The following is a 21,830-nucleotide window of genomic DNA, read 5'->3' on the forward strand; positions in this document are numbered from 1 at the left end:
TTATGTTTTTAATAATTAGTTTATTGAATATGAAATAGTTAAATAAAAGTTTCTCCCCATACGCGGAATGTTGTTCCAATCGGTATATGAAGAATAATGAGTGTCGAGAATATTTTCAATTCCTGTTTTTACAAAAAGGTCGTTGTCATTTAAAAAGAAACGTTTTCCGAAGCTTGCCGAAAGCGTAGCATAAGCAGCAGTTTTTGTTTCACCGTAAGTAGGATTGTAATTGCTTTGCTCTCCCGCACCATCAACCGAAAGCGATGCAGAATATTGATTTTTATAGAAATCGATCGCGCTTCTGTACGAAAGCGGACTAATTAACGGCAGGTTTTCACCATCGTTATCAACCCCTCGGTGATATGAAATTTGTCCGGTCCATTTAAACGCATTCGAAATACTATACCGCCCCGAAAGCGAAGTATTAAAAAGCTGCGCATACTCAAGATTGGTATAAATTTTAACCCCTTCAGCACCAATAGTCATCGTGCTGAGCGAATTATCTACCACTCCAATTATATAGTTGAAAACCCGAAAATAATTTGCCGAAGCAGTTATTTCAAAAATTGGTTTTTTAAAGGTTATTGAAATGTTTGCGTCGGCAGAACTTTCCGTTTTTAAACCGGGGTCGCCAATATAATCGTGATTATCAAAACTGTTGAACAAATAAAAGCCATATCCTTCCGAAACCGAAGGCGCGCGCTCACCATACGAAATACCACCATTTAAGTGAAAATCATGCCACATATTGTGGTATTGCGCCGAAAAACTTTTAAGAAAACGCGTGTTTGTCTTTTCCATTTCGGGGTAGAAAATTTTTAAACTGTTCAACCCAAAATCATCAGCAACGGTGTTTGAATGATACGCCAAACGCGTGGAAAGTTTTAGCGAAGCTTTCTTAAACTGAATATGATCTTCGCCATAAAAACCAACGTCTTTAGTACGCACATCCGGCCACGTAAGCATAAACATTAACGGCTCGTTGCTGTTGGTTGGATACATCGTCATTTCGGCATAACTCTTATTGTAAAACCCATCCAACTTAAAAAAGAAATGATTTTTCTCTTTGTTGAAATTAGCCTGTGTATAAAAACCCGCTGTCTCGCTCCACCCCGGCATGTCCATATGTATTGGCACGTCGGGACGTTTGGTATCATCCATCGTATGTTTAATGGTATTGTAATACAATTTAGATTCCCAATTGCTGAAATTTCCAAACAAAGTATCCTGATTAAAACTCACCGAACCAATCACCGCTCGCGCCAAAGAAACGTCCATTGTTAATGCGGGATAACCAACATCCGTGGCTTCATCATATATTAAGGTAGCGGAAACAGATTTATCTTCAGTCAATTTAAACCCAGAGTTAACAGAGAAGTTGTATTTTTCAAATTGTGAAAACTTTACTTCTTCGTCGCCTCCAGCGCTATAATTATCGGCCTTTCTATAAATTGCATCGGTGTTTAAATAAAATTTTTCATCGGAATAATTTAGTTCACCACCAAAAACACGCATTGCGTTATTGCTTTCAAAAGCACTTTCCAAAGAACCCGTCCAGCCGGTTGGCTTAAAATTACTTTTGTCCAATTTTAAATTAATGCCGCCGCCAATCGAATTGCCAAAAGCCGCACCCTGCTGACCCGAACCTATCTCCGCTTCCGAAAGATTAGACACATCAACATACGAAGTAATCGGGTCCATTTTATCGGTACATGCGCCAAATATTTGCATACCGTCAATGGTTACTGCCAACCTTTCGGAAGCCATATCGTTCATCGTCGGTTCCCACGCATAGGCACCGCGTTTTACCATTTTTATACTACGCGACGACTCCAAAAATTCATCTAAAGTAGATAGGGGTTTGCGTTGTTTTTGATGATCTAATTGTTTGGCTGTTGAAATAACAATCACTTCGTTAAGATTGATTAATTTCAAGCTGTCTGCGGGTATTTCTTGAGCGTACAACGGCGACACTAAAGTACCGCATACCATTGCCACCAAAAGACTACCCATAAGCATTCCCTTAAAAGGAAACACACTTATAAATGCTTTCATTTTTTAATAGTTTTGATAATTTAAAAGGAAGTGGGTTTTTGAAATATTCCGAAGAAATTTCAAAAAAAATCCATTATTTGAAATTATCCCAACTGCGGCGGATGAAGAATTTTTGATATAAAAAGAAAAGAGTTCAAATTTGGCTTATAGCCGGTTTTTTCAATTGAAGCTATTTCGCTTTCAGACGTAAAAATATATTCTGAAATTTCTTCTGAAATTATAAACTGCGGAATTTCGGTATGTGAAATTTTACTGCTAAACGGGTTTTCATCTTCGGCGCCGGCTTCCTTTGCCAATTCCTTAGATAAATGACACTTTCCGTTACACTGCATTTCGGGCTTGTCTTTGTTTTCGCAAAGCACATTTACAATGTAATCGTAATTCACAATATAATCTACCACTGGCCACATAGGTTTCGTGAGGATTACTACGGATGCAATTACGAGAATTAGGTTTTTCACATTACAAAAATAAGTAGAAAAATAGCTTATAAAAATGATAATTATCACATATTTTAACATCGCTCCAAAAATTTATACGCGCTACAAAAAAGAAAACACAATAAAAATAAAGGTTTAAATATTTGTCAACTTTTAGTTGTTGATAAATTTTTACATTGTTGATTTTTAGGATATTAACAATCACTTCTTGACAACTTTAAAATTTCGATAGAAATTGAGATTACTAATTCGTTATATTTACCTACTTTAAAAATTGAATTTAAAACCATCCAAAAACCCATTTCGAATTATGCAAATTAAAAACGCCGTCTCCGCCCCAAGTACCTACACACAGGACGAAGCTTTTGAAGCCTCGGTTGAATATTTTAAAGGCGATGATCTTGCCGCCCGTGTTTGGGTAAACAAGTATGCACTTAAAGATTCCGACGGGAATATTTACGAAAAAACGCCAAACGACATGCACCGTCGTATCGCAAAAGAAATTGCGCGTATTGAACAACGTTATGCAAATCCGTTAAGCGAGCAAGCGGTTTTTGATGCTATAAAAGATTTTAAATACATCGTGCCACAAGGAAGTCCAATGGCGGGAATTGGCAACCCGTACCAGATTGCTTCGCTTTCAAACTGCTTTGTAATTGGCAACAATGGCGATTCCGATTCATACGGCGGAATTATGAAAATAGACCAAGAGCAAGTGCAATTAATGAAGCGTCGCGGTGGAGTGGGTCACGATCTTTCACACATTCGCCCAAAAGGTTCTCCGGTGAAGAATTCAGCATTAACCTCAACTGGCATTGTTCCTTTTATGGAGCGTTATTCAAACTCTACTCGCGAAGTGGCGCAGGATGGTCGTCGCGGCGCATTGATGCTTTCGGTTTCTATAAATCACCCAGATTCCGAAGATTTTATAGATGCTAAAATGGAGCAGGGAAAAGTAACGGGCGCCAACGTTTCTGTTAGAATGGACGACGCTTTTATGCAAGCTGTAAAAGATGGAAAAAACTACACACAGAAATACCCAATCTTTAGCGACAACCCAAAAAACACAAAAGAAATTGAAGCCGGAAAACTGTGGAAAAAAATAGTGCATAACGCGTGGAAATCTGCCGAGCCAGGCATCCTTTTTTGGGATACTATAATTAAAGAGTCGGTTCCAGATTGCTACGCAGATTTAGGTTACAAAACTGTTTCTACCAATCCTTGCGGCGAAATTCCACTTTGCCCGTACGATTCGTGCAGATTGTTGGCAATCAATTTGTTTTCTTATGTTGAAGATCCGTTCACCCAGGATGCAACTTTTAATTTTGATTTGTTTAAAAAACACATAGGCATCGCCCAAAAAATAATGGACGATATTATCGATCTGGAACTTGAAAAAGTAGATGCCATTATCGCCAAAATTAATGCAGATCCGCAGAGTGACGAAGTAAAGTCAGTTGAAAAAAACCTTTGGTTAAATATTAAACACAAAGCCGAAGAAGGTCGCAGAACCGGAATCGGGATTACAGCTGAAGGTGATATGCTTGCTGCTTTAGGAATAAAATACGGAACCCAGGAAGGGAACGATTTTTCGGTTAAAATTCACAAAACACTTGCTTTGGAGGCGTATCGTGCATCGGTTTATGCAGCAAAGGAAAGAGGTCCGTTTAAAATATTTGACAGCGAAAGAGAAAAAAACAACCCGTTTATTCTTCGCCTAAAAGATGCCGATGAAAAGTTGTATTACGATATGTTAGAATACGGCCGTAGAAATATTGCACTCCTCACCATTGCGCCTACGGGAACAACTAGTTTAATGACGCAAACAAGTTCTGGAATTGAACCCGTATTTATGCCGGTTTATAAAAGAAGAAGGAAAGTAAACCCGAACGATAAAAACGTGCGGGTAGATTTTGTAGATGAAGTAGGCGACAGCTGGGAAGAATATGTAGTTTTTCACCACCGCTTTAAGCAGTGGATGGAAGTGAACGGAATTGCAACCGACAAAAATTACAGCCAAGAAGAACTGAACAAAATCGTGAAGAAATCACCATATTACAAAGCAACCTCAAACGACGTTGATTGGTTGAGCAAAGTGCGTATGCAAGGCGCGGTGCAAAAATGGGTAGATCACTCCATATCTGTGACCATCAATTTACCTACCGATGCTACCGAAGAATTGGTGGGCAAATTATATTTGGAAGCATGGCAAGCAGGTTGTAAAGGCGTTACGGTTTATCGCGATGGTTCTCGATCGGGAGTTTTAATTTCGAACGAAGAAAAGAAAGAAGATGTAATTGAAACACTCACCGCTTTCCCAACCAAACGTCCCGAAATTTTAGAAGCAGATGTTGTACGCTTCCAAAACAATAAAGACAAATGGATTGCTTTTATTGGTCTGATTGACGGAAAACCATACGAGATTTTTACAGGTTTTGCCGATGATGAAGATGGAATTTTAATTCCGCGTTGGGTGAATGAAGGTGTAATTATTAAAAATAGAAATGAAGACGGAACTTCGCGTTACGATTTTCAATACAAAAATAAGAGAGGCTACAAAACCACTATTGAAGGGCTTTCGCATAAATTTAATCCAGAGTTTTGGAACTATGCAAAACTAATTTCCAGCACGCTCCGCCACGGTATGCCAATTGAAAAAGCGGTAGAATTAATCAATAGCCTGCAACTGGATACCGAAAGCATCAACACATGGAAAAACGGTGTTGCACGCGCATTAAAGCGTTACGTTGCAGACGGAACGGAAGCGAGAAAGCAGAAGTGTGAAAACTGCAATAGTACTTCACTTATTTATCAAGAAGGTTGTTTGACTTGCAAAGATTGTGGGTCATCAAAATGTGGATAAATAAAGACGTAGAACGTAAGACCGCTGCGCTATAATATTTAAGACTAAATCCCTAAAGGTTTTTAAAACCTTTGGGGATTTTCAATAAAAAAACCTCACAAGTTTTAGAAACGTGTGAGGTTTTAATTTTTAAAGATCTCTCGAATTACAACTCCAAAAGATCATTCGTTTTACGAACCCCATCGGCACTTTGTTTCATATGTGCTTTTTCGGCATCGTTTAGTTCAAGTTCTACAATCTTTTCAATACCGTTGCGACCCAAAATAACTGGCGCGCCAATGCAGATATCTTTCAAATCGTATTCGCCGTTGAGCATTACCGAACAAGGGAACATTTTCTTTTGGTCGCAAGCAATTGCTTGTACCAATCCAGAAACTGCGGCTCCGGGAGCGTACCAAGCTGAAGTTCCTAAAAGTTTTGTGAGCGTTGCTCCGCCAACTTTAGTGTCTTCCATAACTTGATTTAATCTATCTTCCGAAATAAACTTGCTAACAGGAATACTATTTCTAGTTGCCAAACGTGTTAACGGCACCATTCCGGTGTCACTGTGACCGCCGATTACCATTCCGTCCACATCGCTAATTGGTGCACCCAAAGCTTCTGCCAAACGGTATTTGAAACGCGCGCTGTCTAATGCGCCGCCCATCCCAATAATTTTGTTTTTATCTAAACCGGAAGTTTTATGAACCAGATACGCCATAGTATCCATCGGGTTACTCACCACAATAATAATAGTATTTGGAGAGTGTTTTACAAGGTTTGAAGAAACATCTTTCACAATTCCGGCGTTAATACCAATCAATTCTTCACGAGTCATTCCTGGCTTCCGTGGAATTCCACTAGTAATTACGCAAATATCGCTATCAACTGTTTTAGAATAATCATTTGTTACCCCAGTAATTTTAGTATCGAAACCATTTAAAGAAGCCGTCTGCATTAAATCCATTGCTTTACCTTCGGCAAAACCTTCTTTAATGTCTAACAAAACTACTTCGCTTGCAAAATTTTTGATGGCAATGTACTCTGCACAACTTGCGCCCACAGCACCTGCTCCTACAACTGTTACTTTCATATTAAATGTTTATGGTTTATTGTTTGTGATTTATTGTTATTCCGAAGAAATTCGGAGTGACATTTCAATCTTTCAGAACGTTTCTGAAATGCAGTACAAAAATACCAATATCTGCTTAAAATAAGGACAATAAAGGGTTAAAAGTAAAAAGCCCATTACTGATTATTTCAAAAATGGGCTTTTTATAAATGTAAAATTTTTACTTACACATCAATATTTGCATAAACAGCATTCTTTTCAATAAACTCACGTCTCGGCGGAACTTCGTCGCCCATAAGCATCGAGAAAATTCTGTCTGCTTCGGTTCCGTTATCGATGGTTACTTGGCGAAGGGTACGGAATTCAGGATTCATTGTGGTGTCCCAAAGTTGCTCAGCGTTCATTTCACCCAAACCTTTGTAACGTTGTATAGAAGCGCTTCCGCCATATTCTTCGTTTAATCTATCGCGTTCTTTATCGCTCCAAGCATAGTCCTTTTTTGCTCCTTTTTTCACTAAATAAAGCGGTGGCGTGGCGATGTAAACGCAACCCGCCTCTACTAGTTCGCGCATATAACGAAAGAAGAAAGTTAAGATTAATGTGGCAATGTGGCTACCATCCACATCGGCATCACACATAATCACTACTTTGTGGTAGCGAAGTTTATCGAGGTTAAGCGCTTTGCTGTCTTCCTCGGTACCAATAGTTACACCCAGTGCGGTATAAATATTTCTAATTTCTTCGTTTTCAAAAACCTTGTGGTGCATGGCTTTTTCAACATTGAGAATTTTACCACGCAGTGGCAGAATAGCTTGAAAGTTTCGATCGCGACCTTGTTTTGCCGTTCCACCCGCCGAGTCACCCTCTACGAGAAATACTTCGCATTTTGTTGGATCTTGTTCAGAGCAATCTGAAAGCTTCCCCGGCAAACCACCACCACTCATCACGGTTTTACGTTGCACCATTTCGCGTGCTTTACGTGCTGCGTGGCGAGCTTGGGCTGCCAGAATTACTTTCTGTACAATTGTTTTTGCGTCGTTTGGATGCTCTTCCAAATAGTTTTCGAGCATTTCAGAAACCGCTTGGCTTACTGCAGATGTAACTTCACGGTTACCCAGCTTGGTTTTTGTTTGCCCTTCAAATTGGGGTTCTTGAACTTTTACCGAAATAATTGCCGTTAATCCTTCTCGAAAATCGTCTCCCGCAATGTCAAATTTTAACTTATCGAGCATGCCAGAGGCATCTGCATATTTCTTAAGTGTTCGCGTAAGCCCAGCACGAAAACCTGAAAGGTGTGTTCCACCTTCGTGTGTGTTAATGTTGTTTACGTACGAGTGCAGATTTTCGTTAAAAGAAGTATTATAAACCATAGCAACTTCTACAGGAATGTCGTTTTTTTCACCTTCCATTGAAATTACTTCAGCAATAATTGGCTCACGGTTTCCATCTAAAAAACGAATAAATTCCTTTAACCCTTCTTTACTGTGAAACTTTTCAGTAACATATTCGCCATTTTCATCTGTTTGACGTTTATCTGTCAAATAAATCGTTAAGCCTTTGTTTAAGAAAGAAAGTTCGCGCATTCTGCTCGCGAGTGTATCGTAACTGTATTCTAGCGATTGTTGAAAAATATCGCTGTCTGGTTTAAAAGTTACAATGGTACCGCGGTAATCTGTTTCTCCAACAGATTTTACAGGGTACATTGCTTTTCCGCGCTCGTATTCCTGCTGCCATATTTTTCCATCGCGATGTACGGTAGCTGTTAAATGCCCGGAAAGCGCATTCACTACAGAAACTCCCACCCCGTGTAACCCACCGGAAACTTTATAAGAATCTTTATCAAATTTTCCACCAGCTCCAATTTTAGTCATTACAACCTGAAGAGCAGAAACGCCTTCTTTTTTATGAATGTCCACAGGAATTCCACGACCGTTGTCTTTTACGGTTATCGAATTGTCTTCGTTTATCCACATTTCAATAGTGTCGCAATAACCACCCATGGCCTCATCGATGGAGTTATCCACCACTTCATAAACCAAATGGTGCAAGCCACGTGGGCCTACATCGCCAATGTACATGGAGGGGCGCATACGCACGTGCTCCATACCTTCTAACGCTTGAATCTGATCGGCGCCGTAATTGCCTTTTTTCTGTTCTTCGCTCATATAATAATTTGAATGATTTTCAGTTTTTTTCGTAACGAACAAATATAACCAAATCCCCAATAAAATTAAGGGTTTGCGTAAGTTATAAGCTATAAGTTATTAACAAATAAATGTGAAAAAACACCAATTTTTAAGTTGATTTATTTAGATTCAGTTTTTGGTGTAATAGTTGCGTACTATTTTCGACCAAACAAACGTTTATAACGTATATTATTTTGAGGAACCGTTTGTGCGTTTAACAAAATTTTCATTCAAAATAATTTTCATATTTATAAATTTTATTAAAGTTTAAAACTAAAAATACCAATGAAAAAAATATTCCTTATCACCTGTTTTTTAGTCACTACATTCGCTTTTCAGAGTGTAAACGCACAGAGTTTTCCACAAATGGATGCCTCACCAATGGATTTAGCAATGGCCCGACCCGATAAAAACAGCCCACCTATGGCCCGCGTAATTTACAGCCGTCCACAGAAAAAAGGACGCGATATTTTTGGCGATTTAGTGCCTTACGGCGAAGTGTGGAGAACCGGGGCTAACGAAGCAACTGAGCTTACTATTTATATTCCATTAAAATTTGGTAAAACAATCTTAAACCCGGGTACTTATACGCTTTACACAATTCCCGGTGAAGACGAATGGACTATCATCGTTAATAGCGATACCAATGTGTGGGGCGCCTATAGCTATAAAAAGGACAAAGATGTGGCTAGAATAACGGTAGAATGTAAAGATTCCGTCGCTCCTATCGAATCACTTTCTATGATATTTAAACCTGAAAAAGATGGCACAACCTTACTTATTGGTTGGGACGACCATTATGTGGAAATTCCTTTTAAAAAGGCTTGATATTTTTAATCGAAAACTTAAAGCACCAAAATCCAAAATCGTATTCTTGGATTTTGGTGCTTTTTTTTGACAGCTATTTTAAGGAATATTCAAATATTTATGCGTTTGCAATGAAACCTTCCACTGTGGATTTTGCATAACGTAATCTACAATTAACGGACTCATTTTTTCGCGCTTACTCCACTCTGGCTGCAAATATAATATGCAATCTTTATTCACTTTTGCAGCTTGTTCTTCTGCGAAGCGAAAATCGTCTTTATTAAAAACAATTACCTTCAATTCGCTGGCAACTTTGTAAACCTCCTCGGTAGGTAATTTCATCTTTTTGGGCGAAAGACAAACCCAATCCCAAGTGCCTGTAAGTTTATAAGCACCGGAAGTTTCAATATGAATTTGCATGCCTTGGGCTTTTAGCATTTCGGTTAAAGGGTTCATATTCCAAGTAAGGGGTTCGCCACCCGTTATTACAATAGTTTTTGAATATTTTGCTGCGTTTTCAACAATCTTTCCTATTGGCGTTGGTGGGTGTAGCTCTGCATTCCAACTCTCCTTTACATCGCACCAGTGGCAACCAACATCGCAACCACCCACCCGTATAAAATAAGCCGCCGTTCCTTTGTGATAGCCCTCGCCTTGAATGGTGTAAAACTCCTCCATCAATGGAAGCATCACCCCTTTATTTACCAATTTTTGCACTTCTTCTGTCATCGGTGCAAAAATACTTGAATTGTAGCTGAAAACGAACTTAATTGGGAAGCAAATTGCAAATAAATAACTTTCAATACTTGGAATTTGCCCCTATAAAAAACTTAGTGGCCTATAATTTATTACTTTTGAGCAAAATTTGGCACCATGGCAGAGAAACAGGCTTTTTTTGATTACATCAACGAGGGTTATAAAACCAAAGGAGATTTTATAAATCTGGGCGCAGCAATGCTTGACGGCGAAACTGTAAAAGATGCCTATGTAAAAATTCCGTTGAAAACATTAAACCGCCACGGACTAATTGCCGGCGCCACAGGAACGGGAAAAACAAAAACGCTACAAATTATTGCTGAAAACCTTTCTGAAAAAGGAGTTCCTGTTTTAATGATGGATATTAAAGGCGACCTTAGTGGAATCGCACAGCCCGGCGCTGACCATCCAAAAATTCAGGAGCGTCACAATGCAATTGGTTTTCCGTATGAAGCCAAAAATTTTCCTGTTGAAATCCTTACACTTTCAGATCAAGATGGCGTGCGACTTCGTGCCACTGTTAGTGAATTTGGACCCGTTTTGCTTTCAAGAATTTTAGATTTAAGCGATGTGCAATCAGGCATTGTATCTGTAATTTTTAAATATTGCGACGACCATAAAATGCCGCTTTTAGATTTAAAAGATTTCAAAAAAATATTGCAGTACACCACTGATGAAGGTAAAGATGAATTTGCAAGTGAATACGGCCGGATTTCATCAGCATCGACCGGGGCTATTCTTCGAAAAGTTGTAGAATTAGAACAACAAGGTGCCGATTTATTTTTTGGCGAAAAGTCTTTTAACACAGACGATTTGCTTCGCATTGATGAAAACGGAAGGGGCTATGTAAACATAATTCGTTTAACAGATATTCAAGATAGACCGAAGCTTTTTTCAACATTTATGCTTAGCCTTTTGGCTGAAATTTACGCCACATTTCCCGAACAAGGCGACAGTGGCCGGCCAGAGCTTGTAATATTTATAGACGAAGCACATTTAATTTTTAACCAAGCCAGTAGCGCATTACTCGATCAAATTGAAAGCATTGTTAAATTAATTCGTTCAAAAGGCGTGGGATTGTATTTCGTAACCCAAAACCCAACCGATGTGCCCGATGCTGTTTTAAGCCAACTAGGGTTAAAAATTCAGCATGCTCTTAGAGCATTTACGGCAAAAGACAGAAAAGCCATTAAGCTAACAGCAGAAAATTATCCTCTTTCAGAATATTATAAAACGGATGAAGTTTTAACTTCTTTGGGTATTGGTGAAGCCTTAATTAGTGCTTTAAATGAAAAAGGGATTCCAACACCGCTTGCTCGTACAATGTTGCGTGCGCCAATGAGCAGAATGGATATTTTGAGCGATGGCGAATTGAAAAACCTATTAAATACGTCGAAATTAATTCCGAAATACAACGAAGTAGTAGACCGAAAAAGTGCCTACGAAATGTTGACCGAAAAAATCGAAATTGCTAATAGAGAAGAGGCCAAAGAAAAAGCTGAAAGAGAAAAAGAAGCAGCCCGAAGAACCAGTTCGGGCCGTAGTAGGAATACTTCGCGTAGAAGAAGCACTACAAATCCTTGGATAAAAACACTCTCTAGCCCTACGGTAATTCGAAGTGTTTTGGGCATTCTTGGAAAAATGATGCGATAATCAATAGACAGAAGGATATAAATAATAAAATCAAATAACTAAAATCATAAATGAAAAAGACACTTTTAATAATAGGAATAATTTCGCTTGCCTTTGTTCAATGCGGAAAAGACAGCGATCCATTTTTAATCCAAAACGGGGCTATCGGAAATTTAACGAAGGAAATTAAAATCAAGCAAGTTGACTCCATTTTTGCCAACGATTCTATTGTAAAAATAAATTCATCGCCCAACGCGCTTGAAACACAAGGCGAAGTGGAAATATTCGAAAAGGGTGGAAAAAAACTTTTATTGCTAACGCCAGAAGAGGAGAACAATCCAAACGCAACAATAACCAATATTCAAGTTTTAGATTCGCGTTACAAAACAGCAAAAGGCTTATCGCTCGCCAGCACATTTAAAGACGTGAAGGCCAACTACACTATAGACAATTTGCAAACTACTATTAACGCAGTAGTTGTATTTTTAAAGGACACCGATGTTTATTTAACCATCGATAAAAAAAGCCTTCCCGAAGCGTTACGATACAACATGAATATTGAAATTGAAGCAAGCCAGATACCCGATGACGCCCCAATTAAATATTTTATGATTGGCTGGGAAGCAGGAACTGAATAATTTATTCCTGCAAAGATTTTGTTAAGGTTTATTACGGTATAAACCTTTTCCTTTAATTTTAATCTAATTAACCATCAAAACTATTGAATTATGATTAAGATTTTAGGATTTATTTTAACCATTGCTGGCGGTATTGGCCTTGTTATGGGGATACTTGCAGCTTTTGGAAATATGGAAGTAGGAATGAGCCCTTGGGCGTTGATTATACTGGGAATTGTATTCTTTTTTGCCGGTATAGGCCTGCTTAAAAATAGAAAAGATACCGATCAAACTTAATTATTAATTATAAAGACCCTTTGCCCTGCGAAGGGTTTTTGTGCTTAAATTAAATCATTATGCCAAATCCAAGAATAAAAAACGAAGACCAATACGAAGCCCTTCGCGATAAGGGTTATAGCAAAGAAAAAGCTGCGCGAATTGCAAACACTTCAAACGCAGGTAAAAAAGGTGGAGAAGCCAAACCCTACGAAGAATGGACCAAAGAAGAGCTTTACGAACAAGCTAAAAATGTGGGAATTGATGGACGATCAAAAATGAAGAAAAAAGAATTGATCCACGCTTTAAGAAACAACTAAATGGCAAGCACTTTAAGGCCCTTCCATCTCGCCATTCCAGTAGATAATTTAGCGGTATGTAGAATGTTTTACAGAGAAATTCTTGAACTTCCCGAAGGCAGACATAGTGACCATTGGGTAGATTTCGATTTTTTTGGACACCAACTTGTAATACATCTAAAAGAGAAAAATACTGAAAAACCCCTTTCTAATTTTCAGAAAAAAGATGCGCACAATTTGGTAGATGGTAAAGAAGTGCCTGTACCCCATTTCGGCGTCGTGCTAGATATGGACACTTTCCAAACCTTTTCTGAAAAACTAATTCAAAAAAACATTACCTTCATCATTGAACCTTGCGTGCGATTTAAAGGAGAAGTTGGCGAACAGGCTACTATGTTTTTTAAAGATCCCGCAGGAAATGCTTTAGAATTTAAAGCCTTTGCAGATTTAACCCAATTATTCGCAAAATGATAAGACAAATTCCGCCACAAATAATAAGACAAGTATTTGTTATTTTGCTAATTTTATTAATGGGCAGCCTTATTTTTAGGGAGATGCTACCCTATCTCACAGGGGTTTTAGGAGCCATAACGCTGTATGTTTTAATGCGAAAATGGATGGCTAAATTAGTAAATAAAAAAAACTGGAATCCCGCAGTTGCAGCTGCACTACTAATGTTTCTTTCTTTCGTTGGAATACTTATTCCCATTTCTGGAGTTATTTTAATGCTTACCAATAAAATTGGCGACGCCGTACAGAATTCAGCCGAAGTTATTAGAGCACTCAAAGAGCAGCTCGGAAAAATTGAAGATACCGTAGGTTATGACCTTAATTCGCAGATAGATCCCTCTGCCATTACGAGTTGGCTTTCCGAAAATTTACAAAATTTAGCCGGCGGCACTTTTAATGCTTTTATCGCGATTGGGCTTATGTATTTTATGCTTTACTACATGTTGACTAATAGAACAGACTTGAGAGAATCGTTGAAAGAATACATTCCAATGGACCGCGGTAATTTAAAGGAAATTGGTATAGAGGTACAAGCTATGGTTCGCTCCAATGCATTGGGCATTCCATTGGTAGCAATCGCTCAAGGATTTGTGGCACTTATCGGTTTTCTAATTTTTGGAATTGAAGATCCTTTTTTTTGGTTCGTTATAGTTACAATTGGTAGCATGATTCCATTTGTTGGCACCTTGGTAGGCATCCTGCCAGTATTTGTGCTCACACTTTCAACAGGCCATATTTTCCAAGCATGGGGAATACTTATTTACGGCTTTGTAGTAGTAGGTTCAACCGATAATATTATTAGACTTTATGTACTTAAAAAACTCGATAACGTACATCCGCTGGTTACTTTAATTGGGGTTATAGTGGGAGTACCTCTCTTCGGATTTATTGGGCTAATTTTTGGACCACTTCTCATCAGTCTTTTTATGGTTATTGTAAGTATATACAGAAAAGAATACGGCAAAACCAATACTCCAGCCCAAGAAGAGCAACTATAAATTTGTTTTATGTTTTCTAAAATTGCGAAAACGGCCTATCCTCCTTCTAAAACCGCAATGATGGTTTGGGATGGCAAATGTGGATTCTGCAAATTTTGGATTACAAATTGGCAATCTAAAACCAACAAAAAGTTAATATACAAAACATACCAAGAAGTTTCAGAATTGTATCCAGACATACCCTTAAAAGAATTTAAAAAAGCGTCTCGGCTAATTGAAACAAACGGTGAAATTTTTAGCGGGCCCAATTCCGCATACCGCAGTTTTTTATATTTTGAAAAACCCAATTATAAATGGCACCGTTGGTATTCAAATTATAAGTGGTTTCAGCTACTTAGCGATAAAGCATATAATTTTATTGCTAAACATCGGGGTTTTATGTTTAACATTACTAAAATTTTCTTCGGAAAAAATCCATGTGCCCTCAAACCGTATTGGTTTTTGATTCTCATTTTCGGTTTTTCCATTATTTATTTGCTCACCACGTATTTATAACAAAATTTTAAAACTTTACTTTTCTTCAAAACCTTATCTTTAAAATAAAAAACTATGTCGTTTAAAGGAATTTTATCAAAAATGTATTTTAACCCAGGAAATCGCGATTCGGGGCCAGCGGAATATATGGAAGAAGAGGTCACTAAAATAGATGAAGCAGATGTAGAGGTGGTTTTGGAAAATGAAGAAGCGATAAACAAAAAATTTAGCGGTGCAAATTCACTATCAAAATACGCCGAACTTGGTAAAATTATGGTAGGAATGTTAAAAGATATAAAGAATAAAGTCTATCCCCACGTCCCTTGGTTTACCATAGCCACTATTGTTTTAGTCTTATTATATGTTCTCAATCCGTTTGATATTATTCCAGATTTTGTTCCCGGAATAGGATTTATCGATGATATGTCTGTAATGGCCGTCGGTGTTGGATGGATTGAAACAGACCTTCATAAATATTTAGATTGGAAAATAAAGGAAGGTAAAGGCCTATAATTTTATTTGCGCTGCTCTCTTGCCAATAATGTATTTTTAAGAAGCATAGCAATAGTCATTGGCCCTACACCACCGGGTACGGGTGTAATAAACGACGCTTTTTTACTTACGTTTTCAAAATCTACATCGCCAGTTATTACATAGCCTTTGGGATGATTTTCATTCTCTACTCTTGTAATCCCAACATCAATAATTACAGCATCGTCTTTTACCATTTCGGCTTTTAAGAAATTGGGAACACCAAGTGCCGAAATAATAATATCTGCTTGCGTAGTTATCTGTGCTATGTTTTTAGTATTGCTGTGCGTAAGTGTAACAGTGCTGTTTCCAGGCCAACCTTTTCGGCTCATTAAAATACTCATGGGGCGACCTACAATGTGGCTTCTGCCAATCACGACGGTGTGTTTTCCTTTGGTATCAACTTCGTAACGTTGTAGCAATTCTAAAATTCCAAAGGGGGTTGCGGGAATAAACGTACTCATATCCAAAGCCATTTTGCCGAAGTTTTCTGGGTGAAAACCATCAACATCTTTTGAAGGATCTACGGTAAGCAGTACTTTTTGCGTATCAATTTGCGGCGGCAGTGGAAGCTGAACAATAAAACCGTCTATATTGTCGTCTTCGTTTAGTTCCTTAATTTTTTTCAGCAATTCCAGTTCGCTGGTGGTATGAGGCATTTTGACTAAAGTAGATTCAAAACCCACGCGTTCGCAGGCTCTCACTTTACTGCCCACATAAGTAAGACTAGCGCCGTCGTCGCCAACAATAATAGCGGCAAGATGTGGCACCTTTTCGCCGTTGGCTTTCATTTTATCCACTTCGGCAGCGATTTCATTTTTTATATCGTTCGAAACTTTCTTTCCGTCTAGTATTGTCATTTGTAAAAGTATTCAGTAGCAGTTGCAGTTTGCAGTAACTCAAACTCCAAATTTGCGTGGATTATCAATCATATAATTATTAGTTTGCCTATTTCTTCACATTTATTGCTAAGATCAGTTTCAACCTCAACAGAAATATAACCCGAAGACCCAGCAAATTGCAACCAAACTTGAGTTTCGGAATTTTCTAACGTTTTAGAGATTTCAAAAATTTGCATTGAAAGTTCAAATCCCTTTAGATACGCCAATAAAGTTTTGAAACTCATATTAATTAAACTTAAAACACTAATACTGCCTGCTGCTAGTGAAGACTGCTACTTATTTAACGCATCTTACTCATTGCCTGCATCATCTTTCTTCCGCCGCCACCTTGCATCATCTTCATCATTTTGCTCATTTGGTCAAATTGTTTTAGCAGCTGGTTTACTTGTTGTACGCTGGTGCCACTTCCTTTGGCGATTCGTTTCTTTCGGCTACCATTAATAACTGAAGGCTGTGTTCTTTCGGTTGGGGTCATTGAATGGATTATTGCTTCAATACCTTTAAAAGCATCGTCGTCAATATCAACATCTTTTAGAGCCTTTCCGGCGCCGGGAATCATTCCCACCAAATCTTTCATGCTTCCCATTTTCTTAACTTGCTGAATTTGGCTAAGGAAATCGTCAAAACCGAATTGATTTTTTGCAATTTTTTTCTGAAGTTTTCTCGCTTCCTCTTCATCAAATTGTTCTTGCGCTCTTTCAACAAGCGAAACAACATCTCCCATTCCAAGGATTCGGTCGGCCATACGAGCTGGATGAAACACATCAATAGCGTCCATCTTCTCACCAGTACCGATGAATTTGATTGGTTTATCTACAACACTTTTAATAGAAATTGCAGCACCTCCTCGGGTATCACCGTCTAATTTTGTAAGTACAACTCCTTCAAAATTTAGTCGTTCGTTAAAGGATTTTGCGGTGTTTACAGCATCCTGCCCCGTCATTGCATCAACAACAAAAAGTGTTTCATGCGGGTTTATTGCTTGATGAACATTTGCGATTTCGGTCATCATTGCCTCGTCTATGGCAAGACGTCCAGCGGTATCGACAATTACAACGTTATAGCCATTTTGTTTGGCGTGTTCAATTGCATTTTGGGCAATTTGAACTGGATTTTTATTTTCGGGTTCGCTATAAACTTCAACGCCTATTTGGTCTCCAACCACGTGCAACTGATTAATTGCCGCGGGACGGTAGATATCACAGGCAACTAAGAGTGGTTTTTTAGATTTTTTCGTTTTTAAGTAATTGGCAAGTTTTCCAGAGAAAGTAGTTTTACCACTACCCTGCAAACCAGACATTAAAATTACGGTTGGTGTACCGCTTAAATTGATGCCAGCAGTTTCGCCCCCCATCAACTCGGTCAATTCGTCTTTTACCAATTTCACCATCAATTGGCCCGGTTGCAACGTAGTGAGTACGTTTTGGCCCAGCGCCTTTTCTTTCACAGTATTGGTAAATTCTTTCGCTGTTTTAAAGTTAACATCGGCGTCTAAAAGAGCGCGGCGTACTTCTTTTAAAGTTTCAGCTACGTTTACTTCGGTGATGCTGCCGTGACCTTTCAGTACGTGCAGTGCTTTATCCAGCTTATCGCTTAAATTATCGAACATATTCTTACTTTCTTTTTACGAGGTGCAAAGATAAAAAAAAGAAGGCAGTAATCATTGTTTTGGCATCTCTCTGCGCGGGGTTTTTTTCAATATTCAAATTACAGTCTTTTATTTTCAAAAAATTCATCGATTAAAGTCAAATAATCACAAATATTTCATAAAACAAAATGGTAAGTATCGTTCAAAATTTAAATTATCTGTTGGTTTTGGTATCTTGCGAGCTCTTAAGCGTTATATGGTAAAATCAAAAATACTTTCACCGTTTCAAAAATTCGTCAATCTTCAAAGTGCCACGGGTATCTTATTGTTGGCAACTACAATTATTGCCTTGGTTTGGGCTAATTCAGCCTTTGCCGACAGTTATCAAGATTTCTGGCAATATGAACTTGGCATTGTAACAGACAGTTTTGAGTTGAGAAAACCACTGCTTCTTTGGGTAAACGATGGGTTAATGGCCATTTTCTTCTTCTTAATTGGATTGGAAATAAAGAGAGAATTTTTAATTGGGGAACTCAATTCCACTAAAAAGGTAATGTTCCCGCTTTTTGGCGCCATTGGCGGAATTGCACTTCCAGTACTTTTATATATTGTACTAAACCAAAACCCAGATACATTAAAAGGCTGGGGAATACCAATGGCGACGGACATTGCCTTCTCGTTGGCAATCTTAAAAGTTCTCGGGAATAGAGTACCGTTGAGTTTAAAAATATTTTTAACCGCTTTCGCTATTGTAGACGATTTAGGTGCCGTTTTAGTAATTGCCATATTTTATAGCGGAAACTTAGATTTGGTTATGCTAGGTTCTGCCTTAGGACTATTGGCAATTATTTACTTTTTAAGTTATAAAGGTTTGTATTTTGAATTCTTAACCATTGTTTCGGGATTTGTGGTTTGGTTGTTATTTTTGAAAGCAGGACTTCATCCTACTTTAGCAGGAATTTTAATGGCTTTTGCGGTTCCCGTTCGTCAAAAAATAAGCACTTTTGAATTTACCGACCAATTAGATAGTATTGTTGGAAATTTAAAAAAGAGTAATATTCTTCAAAAACCGGTGCTATCTGCACAGCAATTAGATTTAATTGACGATTTAGAAGATTGGTCTGATAAATACAGATCTCCTTTACAAGTTTTAGAGCATAAACTTCACAACTGGGTGGCTTATTTAGTAATTCCTGTTTTCGCACTCGCCAACGCTGGTGTAGCTTTAACTAGTAATGGCGGTATGGAATCTGCCTTAATAGTTAACATAATTATTTGTTTAATTTTAGGAAAAAGTATTGGCATCTCTACAGTTATTTTCGTGGCCAGAAAACTGAAAATTATAGAAGTACCGGCAGATATTACCAACAAACAAATTATTGGCGTTTCGTTTTTGGCCGGGATTGGGTTTACAATGGCTATTTTTATTGCTGGCCTAGCCTTTAACAGCAGTCCCGAGTATATAGATTCTGCTAAGATTGGGATTTTAATTGGCTCCTTTCTTTCAGCTATAATTGGGTTTAGTATTCTACGGTTTAGGACTGTGAAAGGAAGTTTTAACCACAATCCTTCTGCGGTAAAGGAGGCAAATTAATATGATTTGCAAGCAGATCTCACCGAAAACGCCCTAACAATTAGGTTTGCAATTTGAGAGGGATTTTAATAAAAGTGAAGACACCTTTATCGTTTTTATTGTTTTTCACGCTAAATTTTACATCGTTGCCATAAAGGGTTTTTAGTCTGTCGCGCGTATTTTTTAAACCCGTTCCATTTGGCAATAAATCTTCAAAAGCTGCTGTTAACGGCTCGCCGTCATTTTCAATTTCGAAATAAAGATAATTGGAGTCTTTGTATATTTTCAATTTTATCTTTAGTTCAGTCGTATTGTACCCATAGCCGTGTTTTATTGCATTTTCAAAAATTGGCTGCAAAAGCATATGCGGTACTAACGTATTTTTTACATTATTTTCAATATATTTTTCAATTAAAAGATGGTCTGAAAACCTGATAGAAACAATGTCGATGTATTTATCTAACAATGCCAATTCTCTATAAAGTGGAATTAAATTTTTATCCTTAAAATCTAAAATATCACGAAAGAGATCGCCAAAATCTGCAATTAAATTTTGCGATTTTTCTTTATCAATTTCAATTAAAGCCGAAATACTGTTTAGCGTATTAAATATAAAATGCGGATGTAATTGAGCTTTCAACATATTGAGTTTTGCGGTGGCCAAATGCGTTTCTATTTGCGCCTTTTGAAGCTCAATATTCTGAACTTTTTTGATGTAATAATAGACGTTTACAATACCTATCATTGCAAAATACACGAGAAAATTCACCTCTACCACTGCAACAAAATGCTTAAACGAAATATAGCGCGAAGTTTCTGCAAGAGAAATGTCGCCAATTAAAAAAGAAATTACAGCAGTTACAAAAAAGATGAAATACCCAATAAAGAAAGAGAAGAAAAGATGTACCCATATAATTTTTTTCCATCCTTTTGCGCCCCAACTTTCAAACATCAATTTTGTGATGTAGCTTATAAATGCCATAAACCCAATAACTACAAACCAATCTATAAACACGCCGTGATTAAACAGTTGCCCCCAACTTAACGGCCCGTAACTGCTTGTGCCAATTAGCTTATAATAGCTTTTTTTAAATTGCACCAACACCACCACAATGGTATAAAATACAGCGAGGTATTTTAGAAGTTTTAAGTCTATGTATTTTTGCAGCATCCTTACACTCCTAATTTTTGTTGAAAGTCTTTTCGGTAACTTTTACTAACTCTGAAACGTGACTCATCTTTCATTTTTACATCAATTTCACCAAAATTTGAATGAATTACTTTGTCTAAAAAACTCATATTTATAATCGTGGAACGATGAATACGGAGCATTGTATTATTATCTATTTCTTCAATTATATTTTGAAGCGAATCGCGCAAAACGTGTTTTTTATCCAGCGTACAAATTTCCACATAACTACCCGAAGCGAGAATATATTGAATTTCAGAATAAGGGATAAAACTAACGGTATTACCTGTTTTTATTGGCAGTTTGGTTTTTGAAGCGGTTTTGGGGTTGTCAGTTTTTTCCGCTTCAAAATAATGTAATAATTTTTCAAAATTACTTTCCAAAGTATTGCTGGTATTATTCTTAAAGTGTTGCTCTGCCCTTGCAACGGCTTGTTGAAAGCGTTCTTTTTTATATGGTTTCAATAAATAATCTAAAGCGAAAGCATCGAAGGCTTTTACAGCATAAGTGTCAAAAGCTGTAACGAAAATCACCATTGGCTTTTTTGGAGATTTTAGTTTTTGTAGTACATCAAAACCACTCATATCCTTCATTTGAATGTCTAAAAAAACCAAATCGGGTTCTAATGCTTCAATATTCTTTACAGCCTCTTTTCCAGTTTTGCATTGACCTAGTAATTGTAATGTATCCATTTGCTCAACCAGAGTGAGCAATCGCTTTCGGGCCAAGGGTTCATCATCAATTATTAGGCAGCTTATTTTTGTAGAATGGAGCAATTTAGTTGGTATTTTAAAAGTAAATGTAGCAAACCTATTAATTATATCAACTAATTTAAATTTATCTGTTTCAGAATAATTATACTTCAAACTCATATATCAGTGGTTCACATCAATCCTTCAGCGGTTCGCATCTTTTTATACACTGTAAGATTTCAGTTTTTTGACAAGAAACTTTAAAAGCAAAAAGTTTTCTAAAACAATTAAATAGTAATTCAAAACAATAATCTTCCGTTGGCAACAAAACTGAAAACTCGGTTATGTTTCGTGTTAATTTCACATTTATAAAATCAATTTCAAAAAGCAA

The 21,830-nt window shown here is 37.5% G+C and carries 21 protein-coding genes; 11 read left to right on the forward strand and 10 right to left on the reverse strand.

All coding sequences use genetic code 11. From position 1 onward, the window contains the following. Positions 1-15: 15 nt before the first annotated feature. The gene (locus K8089_RS05790) at positions 16-2,055 is read right to left on the reverse strand and encodes a TonB-dependent receptor (RefSeq protein ID WP_237602338.1); all 2,040 of its coding nucleotides are present in this window, start codon (positions 2,053-2,055) and stop codon (positions 16-18) included. Positions 2,056-2,138: 83 nt separating this feature from the next. Continuing rightward, entirely contained in the window at positions 2,139-2,564 is a 426-nt protein-coding gene (locus tag K8089_RS05795) for a hypothetical protein (protein ID WP_237602339.1), read from the reverse strand. A gap of 241 nt (positions 2,565-2,805) precedes the next feature. Here K8089_RS05795 and K8089_RS05800 point away from each other — a divergent pair, with 241 nt between their 5' ends. Then, positions 2,806-5,358, forward strand: a complete 2,553-nt coding sequence (locus K8089_RS05800; RefSeq protein ID WP_237602340.1) for an adenosylcobalamin-dependent ribonucleoside-diphosphate reductase — start codon at positions 2,806-2,808, stop codon at positions 5,356-5,358. Between the two features lie 145 nt (positions 5,359-5,503). Here the strand turns inward: K8089_RS05800 and mdh are convergent, their stop codons facing one another. Both mdh and gyrB read right to left on the reverse strand, forming a co-directional pair. After that, positions 5,504-6,430 carry a malate dehydrogenase gene (gene mdh, locus K8089_RS05805; protein ID WP_237602341.1) on the reverse strand — a complete coding sequence of 309 codons (927 nt, stop codon included), beginning with the start codon at positions 6,428-6,430 and terminating at the stop codon, positions 5,504-5,506. 203 nt (positions 6,431-6,633) lie between these two features. Further along, the gene (gene gyrB / locus K8089_RS05810) at positions 6,634-8,574 is read right to left on the reverse strand and encodes a DNA topoisomerase (ATP-hydrolyzing) subunit B (protein ID WP_237602342.1); all 1,941 of its coding nucleotides are present in this window, start codon (positions 8,572-8,574) and stop codon (positions 6,634-6,636) included. Positions 8,575-8,880: 306 nt separating this feature from the next. Between gyrB and K8089_RS05815 the strand changes: the two genes are divergently transcribed. Further along, entirely contained in the window at positions 8,881-9,423 is a 543-nt protein-coding gene (locus K8089_RS05815; protein WP_237602343.1) for a DUF2911 domain-containing protein, read from the forward strand. A 78-nt stretch (positions 9,424-9,501) separates the two neighbouring features. Here K8089_RS05815 and K8089_RS05820 read toward each other — a convergent pair whose 3' ends face one another. After that, the gene (locus K8089_RS05820) at positions 9,502-10,131 is read right to left on the reverse strand and encodes a 7-carboxy-7-deazaguanine synthase QueE (protein WP_237602344.1); all 630 of its coding nucleotides are present in this window, start codon (positions 10,129-10,131) and stop codon (positions 9,502-9,504) included. 144 nt (positions 10,132-10,275) lie between these two features. Between K8089_RS05820 and K8089_RS05825 the strand changes: the two genes are divergently transcribed. From K8089_RS05825 to K8089_RS05860, 8 genes are all read left to right on the forward strand, one after another. After that, a complete protein-coding gene (locus K8089_RS05825) occupies positions 10,276-11,811 on the forward strand; it encodes a helicase HerA-like domain-containing protein (RefSeq protein WP_237602345.1) in 1,536 nt (511 codons plus the stop codon). 50 nt (positions 11,812-11,861) lie between these two features. Next, entirely contained in the window at positions 11,862-12,428 is a 567-nt protein-coding gene (locus K8089_RS05830) for a hypothetical protein (protein ID WP_237602346.1), read from the forward strand. A gap of 90 nt (positions 12,429-12,518) precedes the next feature. Next, positions 12,519-12,704: a hypothetical protein gene (locus tag K8089_RS05835; RefSeq protein ID WP_237602347.1), complete on the forward strand. Its 186-nt coding sequence runs from the start codon at positions 12,519-12,521 to the stop codon at positions 12,702-12,704. A gap of 59 nt (positions 12,705-12,763) precedes the next feature. Then, positions 12,764-13,003 carry a DUF7218 family protein gene (locus K8089_RS05840; protein ID WP_237602348.1) on the forward strand — a complete coding sequence of 80 codons (240 nt, stop codon included), beginning with the start codon at positions 12,764-12,766 and terminating at the stop codon, positions 13,001-13,003. Further along, positions 13,004-13,453, forward strand: a complete 450-nt coding sequence (locus K8089_RS05845; protein WP_237602349.1) for a VOC family protein — start codon at positions 13,004-13,006, stop codon at positions 13,451-13,453. Then, positions 13,450-14,490 (forward strand): AI-2E family transporter, encoded by a 1,041-nt coding sequence (locus K8089_RS05850; RefSeq protein WP_237602350.1) that lies wholly within the window; start codon positions 13,450-13,452, stop codon positions 14,488-14,490. The genes K8089_RS05845 and K8089_RS05850 overlap by 4 nt, the downstream gene beginning before the upstream one ends. A 9-nt stretch (positions 14,491-14,499) precedes the next feature. Further along, positions 14,500-14,985 carry a DUF393 domain-containing protein gene (locus K8089_RS05855; protein WP_237602351.1) on the forward strand — a complete coding sequence of 162 codons (486 nt, stop codon included), beginning with the start codon at positions 14,500-14,502 and terminating at the stop codon, positions 14,983-14,985. A gap of 54 nt (positions 14,986-15,039) precedes the next feature. Continuing rightward, a complete protein-coding gene (locus tag K8089_RS05860) occupies positions 15,040-15,477 on the forward strand; it encodes a YkvA family protein (RefSeq protein WP_237602352.1) in 438 nt (145 codons plus the stop codon). A gap of 2 nt (positions 15,478-15,479) precedes the next feature. Here K8089_RS05860 and K8089_RS05865 read toward each other — a convergent pair whose 3' ends face one another. From K8089_RS05865 to ffh, 3 genes are all read right to left on the reverse strand, one after another. Beyond that, a complete protein-coding gene (locus tag K8089_RS05865) occupies positions 15,480-16,355 on the reverse strand; it encodes a bifunctional 5,10-methylenetetrahydrofolate dehydrogenase/5,10-methenyltetrahydrofolate cyclohydrolase (RefSeq protein WP_237602353.1) in 876 nt (291 codons plus the stop codon). A 68-nt stretch (positions 16,356-16,423) separates the two neighbouring features. Beyond that, positions 16,424-16,621 (reverse strand): four helix bundle protein, encoded by a 198-nt coding sequence (locus K8089_RS05870; RefSeq protein WP_338149237.1) that lies wholly within the window; start codon positions 16,619-16,621, stop codon positions 16,424-16,426. 56 nt (positions 16,622-16,677) lie between these two features. After that, the gene (gene ffh / locus K8089_RS05875) at positions 16,678-18,006 is read right to left on the reverse strand and encodes a signal recognition particle protein (protein WP_237602354.1); all 1,329 of its coding nucleotides are present in this window, start codon (positions 18,004-18,006) and stop codon (positions 16,678-16,680) included. A 235-nt stretch (positions 18,007-18,241) separates the two neighbouring features. Here ffh and nhaA point away from each other — a divergent pair, with 235 nt between their 5' ends. After that, the gene (nhaA, locus tag K8089_RS05880; RefSeq protein WP_237602355.1) at positions 18,242-19,579 is read left to right on the forward strand and encodes a Na+/H+ antiporter NhaA; all 1,338 of its coding nucleotides are present in this window, start codon (positions 18,242-18,244) and stop codon (positions 19,577-19,579) included. Positions 19,580-19,619: 40 nt separating this feature from the next. On the opposite strand, the gene K8089_RS05885 is transcribed toward nhaA, so the two are convergent. Both K8089_RS05885 and K8089_RS05890 read right to left on the reverse strand, forming a co-directional pair. Continuing rightward, complete coding sequence (locus K8089_RS05885; protein ID WP_237602356.1) at positions 19,620-20,729, reverse strand: sensor histidine kinase; 1,110 nt, start codon at positions 20,727-20,729, stop codon at positions 19,620-19,622. A 2-nt stretch (positions 20,730-20,731) separates the two neighbouring features. After that, positions 20,732-21,619 carry a LytR/AlgR family response regulator transcription factor gene (locus K8089_RS05890; RefSeq protein ID WP_237602357.1) on the reverse strand — a complete coding sequence of 296 codons (888 nt, stop codon included), beginning with the start codon at positions 21,617-21,619 and terminating at the stop codon, positions 20,732-20,734. Between the last annotated feature and the right edge of the window lie 211 nt (positions 21,620-21,830).

It is taken from the genome of Aequorivita vitellina (genome assembly GCF_022008365.1).
GTDB classification, from domain to species: Bacteria; Bacteroidota; Bacteroidia; order Flavobacteriales; family Flavobacteriaceae; genus Aequorivita; species Aequorivita vitellina.

Coding starts and splice junctions, on each gene's coding strand:
- K8089_RS05790 (WP_237602338.1), bottom strand. CDS start 2,055: ATGAAAGCATTTATAAGTGTGTTTCCTTTTAAGGGAATGCTTATGGGT.
- K8089_RS05800 (WP_237602340.1), top strand. CDS start 2,806: ATGCAAATTAAAAACGCCGTCTCCGCCCCAAGTACCTACACACAGGAC.
- mdh (WP_237602341.1), bottom strand. CDS start 6,430: ATGAAAGTAACAGTTGTAGGAGCAGGTGCTGTGGGCGCAAGTTGTGCA.
- gyrB (WP_237602342.1), bottom strand. CDS start 8,574: ATGAGCGAAGAACAGAAAAAAGGCAATTACGGCGCCGATCAGATTCAA.
- K8089_RS05815 (WP_237602343.1), top strand. CDS start 8,881: ATGAAAAAAATATTCCTTATCACCTGTTTTTTAGTCACTACATTCGCT.
- K8089_RS05820 (WP_237602344.1), bottom strand. CDS start 10,131: ATGACAGAAGAAGTGCAAAAATTGGTAAATAAAGGGGTGATGCTTCCA.
- K8089_RS05825 (WP_237602345.1), top strand. CDS start 10,276: ATGGCAGAGAAACAGGCTTTTTTTGATTACATCAACGAGGGTTATAAA.
- K8089_RS05830 (WP_237602346.1), top strand. CDS start 11,862: ATGAAAAAGACACTTTTAATAATAGGAATAATTTCGCTTGCCTTTGTT.
- K8089_RS05835 (WP_237602347.1), top strand. CDS start 12,519: ATGATTAAGATTTTAGGATTTATTTTAACCATTGCTGGCGGTATTGGC.
- K8089_RS05840 (WP_237602348.1), top strand. CDS start 12,764: ATGCCAAATCCAAGAATAAAAAACGAAGACCAATACGAAGCCCTTCGC.
- K8089_RS05845 (WP_237602349.1), top strand. CDS start 13,004: ATGGCAAGCACTTTAAGGCCCTTCCATCTCGCCATTCCAGTAGATAAT.
- K8089_RS05850 (WP_237602350.1), top strand. CDS start 13,450: ATGATAAGACAAATTCCGCCACAAATAATAAGACAAGTATTTGTTATT.
- K8089_RS05855 (WP_237602351.1), top strand. CDS start 14,500: ATGTTTTCTAAAATTGCGAAAACGGCCTATCCTCCTTCTAAAACCGCA.
- K8089_RS05860 (WP_237602352.1), top strand. CDS start 15,040: ATGTCGTTTAAAGGAATTTTATCAAAAATGTATTTTAACCCAGGAAAT.
- K8089_RS05865 (WP_237602353.1), bottom strand. CDS start 16,355: ATGACAATACTAGACGGAAAGAAAGTTTCGAACGATATAAAAAATGAA.
- K8089_RS05870 (WP_338149237.1), bottom strand. CDS start 16,621: ATGAGTTTCAAAACTTTATTGGCGTATCTAAAGGGATTTGAACTTTCA.
- ffh (WP_237602354.1), bottom strand. CDS start 18,006: ATGTTCGATAATTTAAGCGATAAGCTGGATAAAGCACTGCACGTACTG.
- nhaA (WP_237602355.1), top strand. CDS start 18,242: ATGGTAAAATCAAAAATACTTTCACCGTTTCAAAAATTCGTCAATCTT.
- K8089_RS05885 (WP_237602356.1), bottom strand. CDS start 20,729: ATGCTGCAAAAATACATAGACTTAAAACTTCTAAAATACCTCGCTGTA.
- K8089_RS05890 (WP_237602357.1), bottom strand. CDS start 21,619: ATGAGTTTGAAGTATAATTATTCTGAAACAGATAAATTTAAATTAGTT.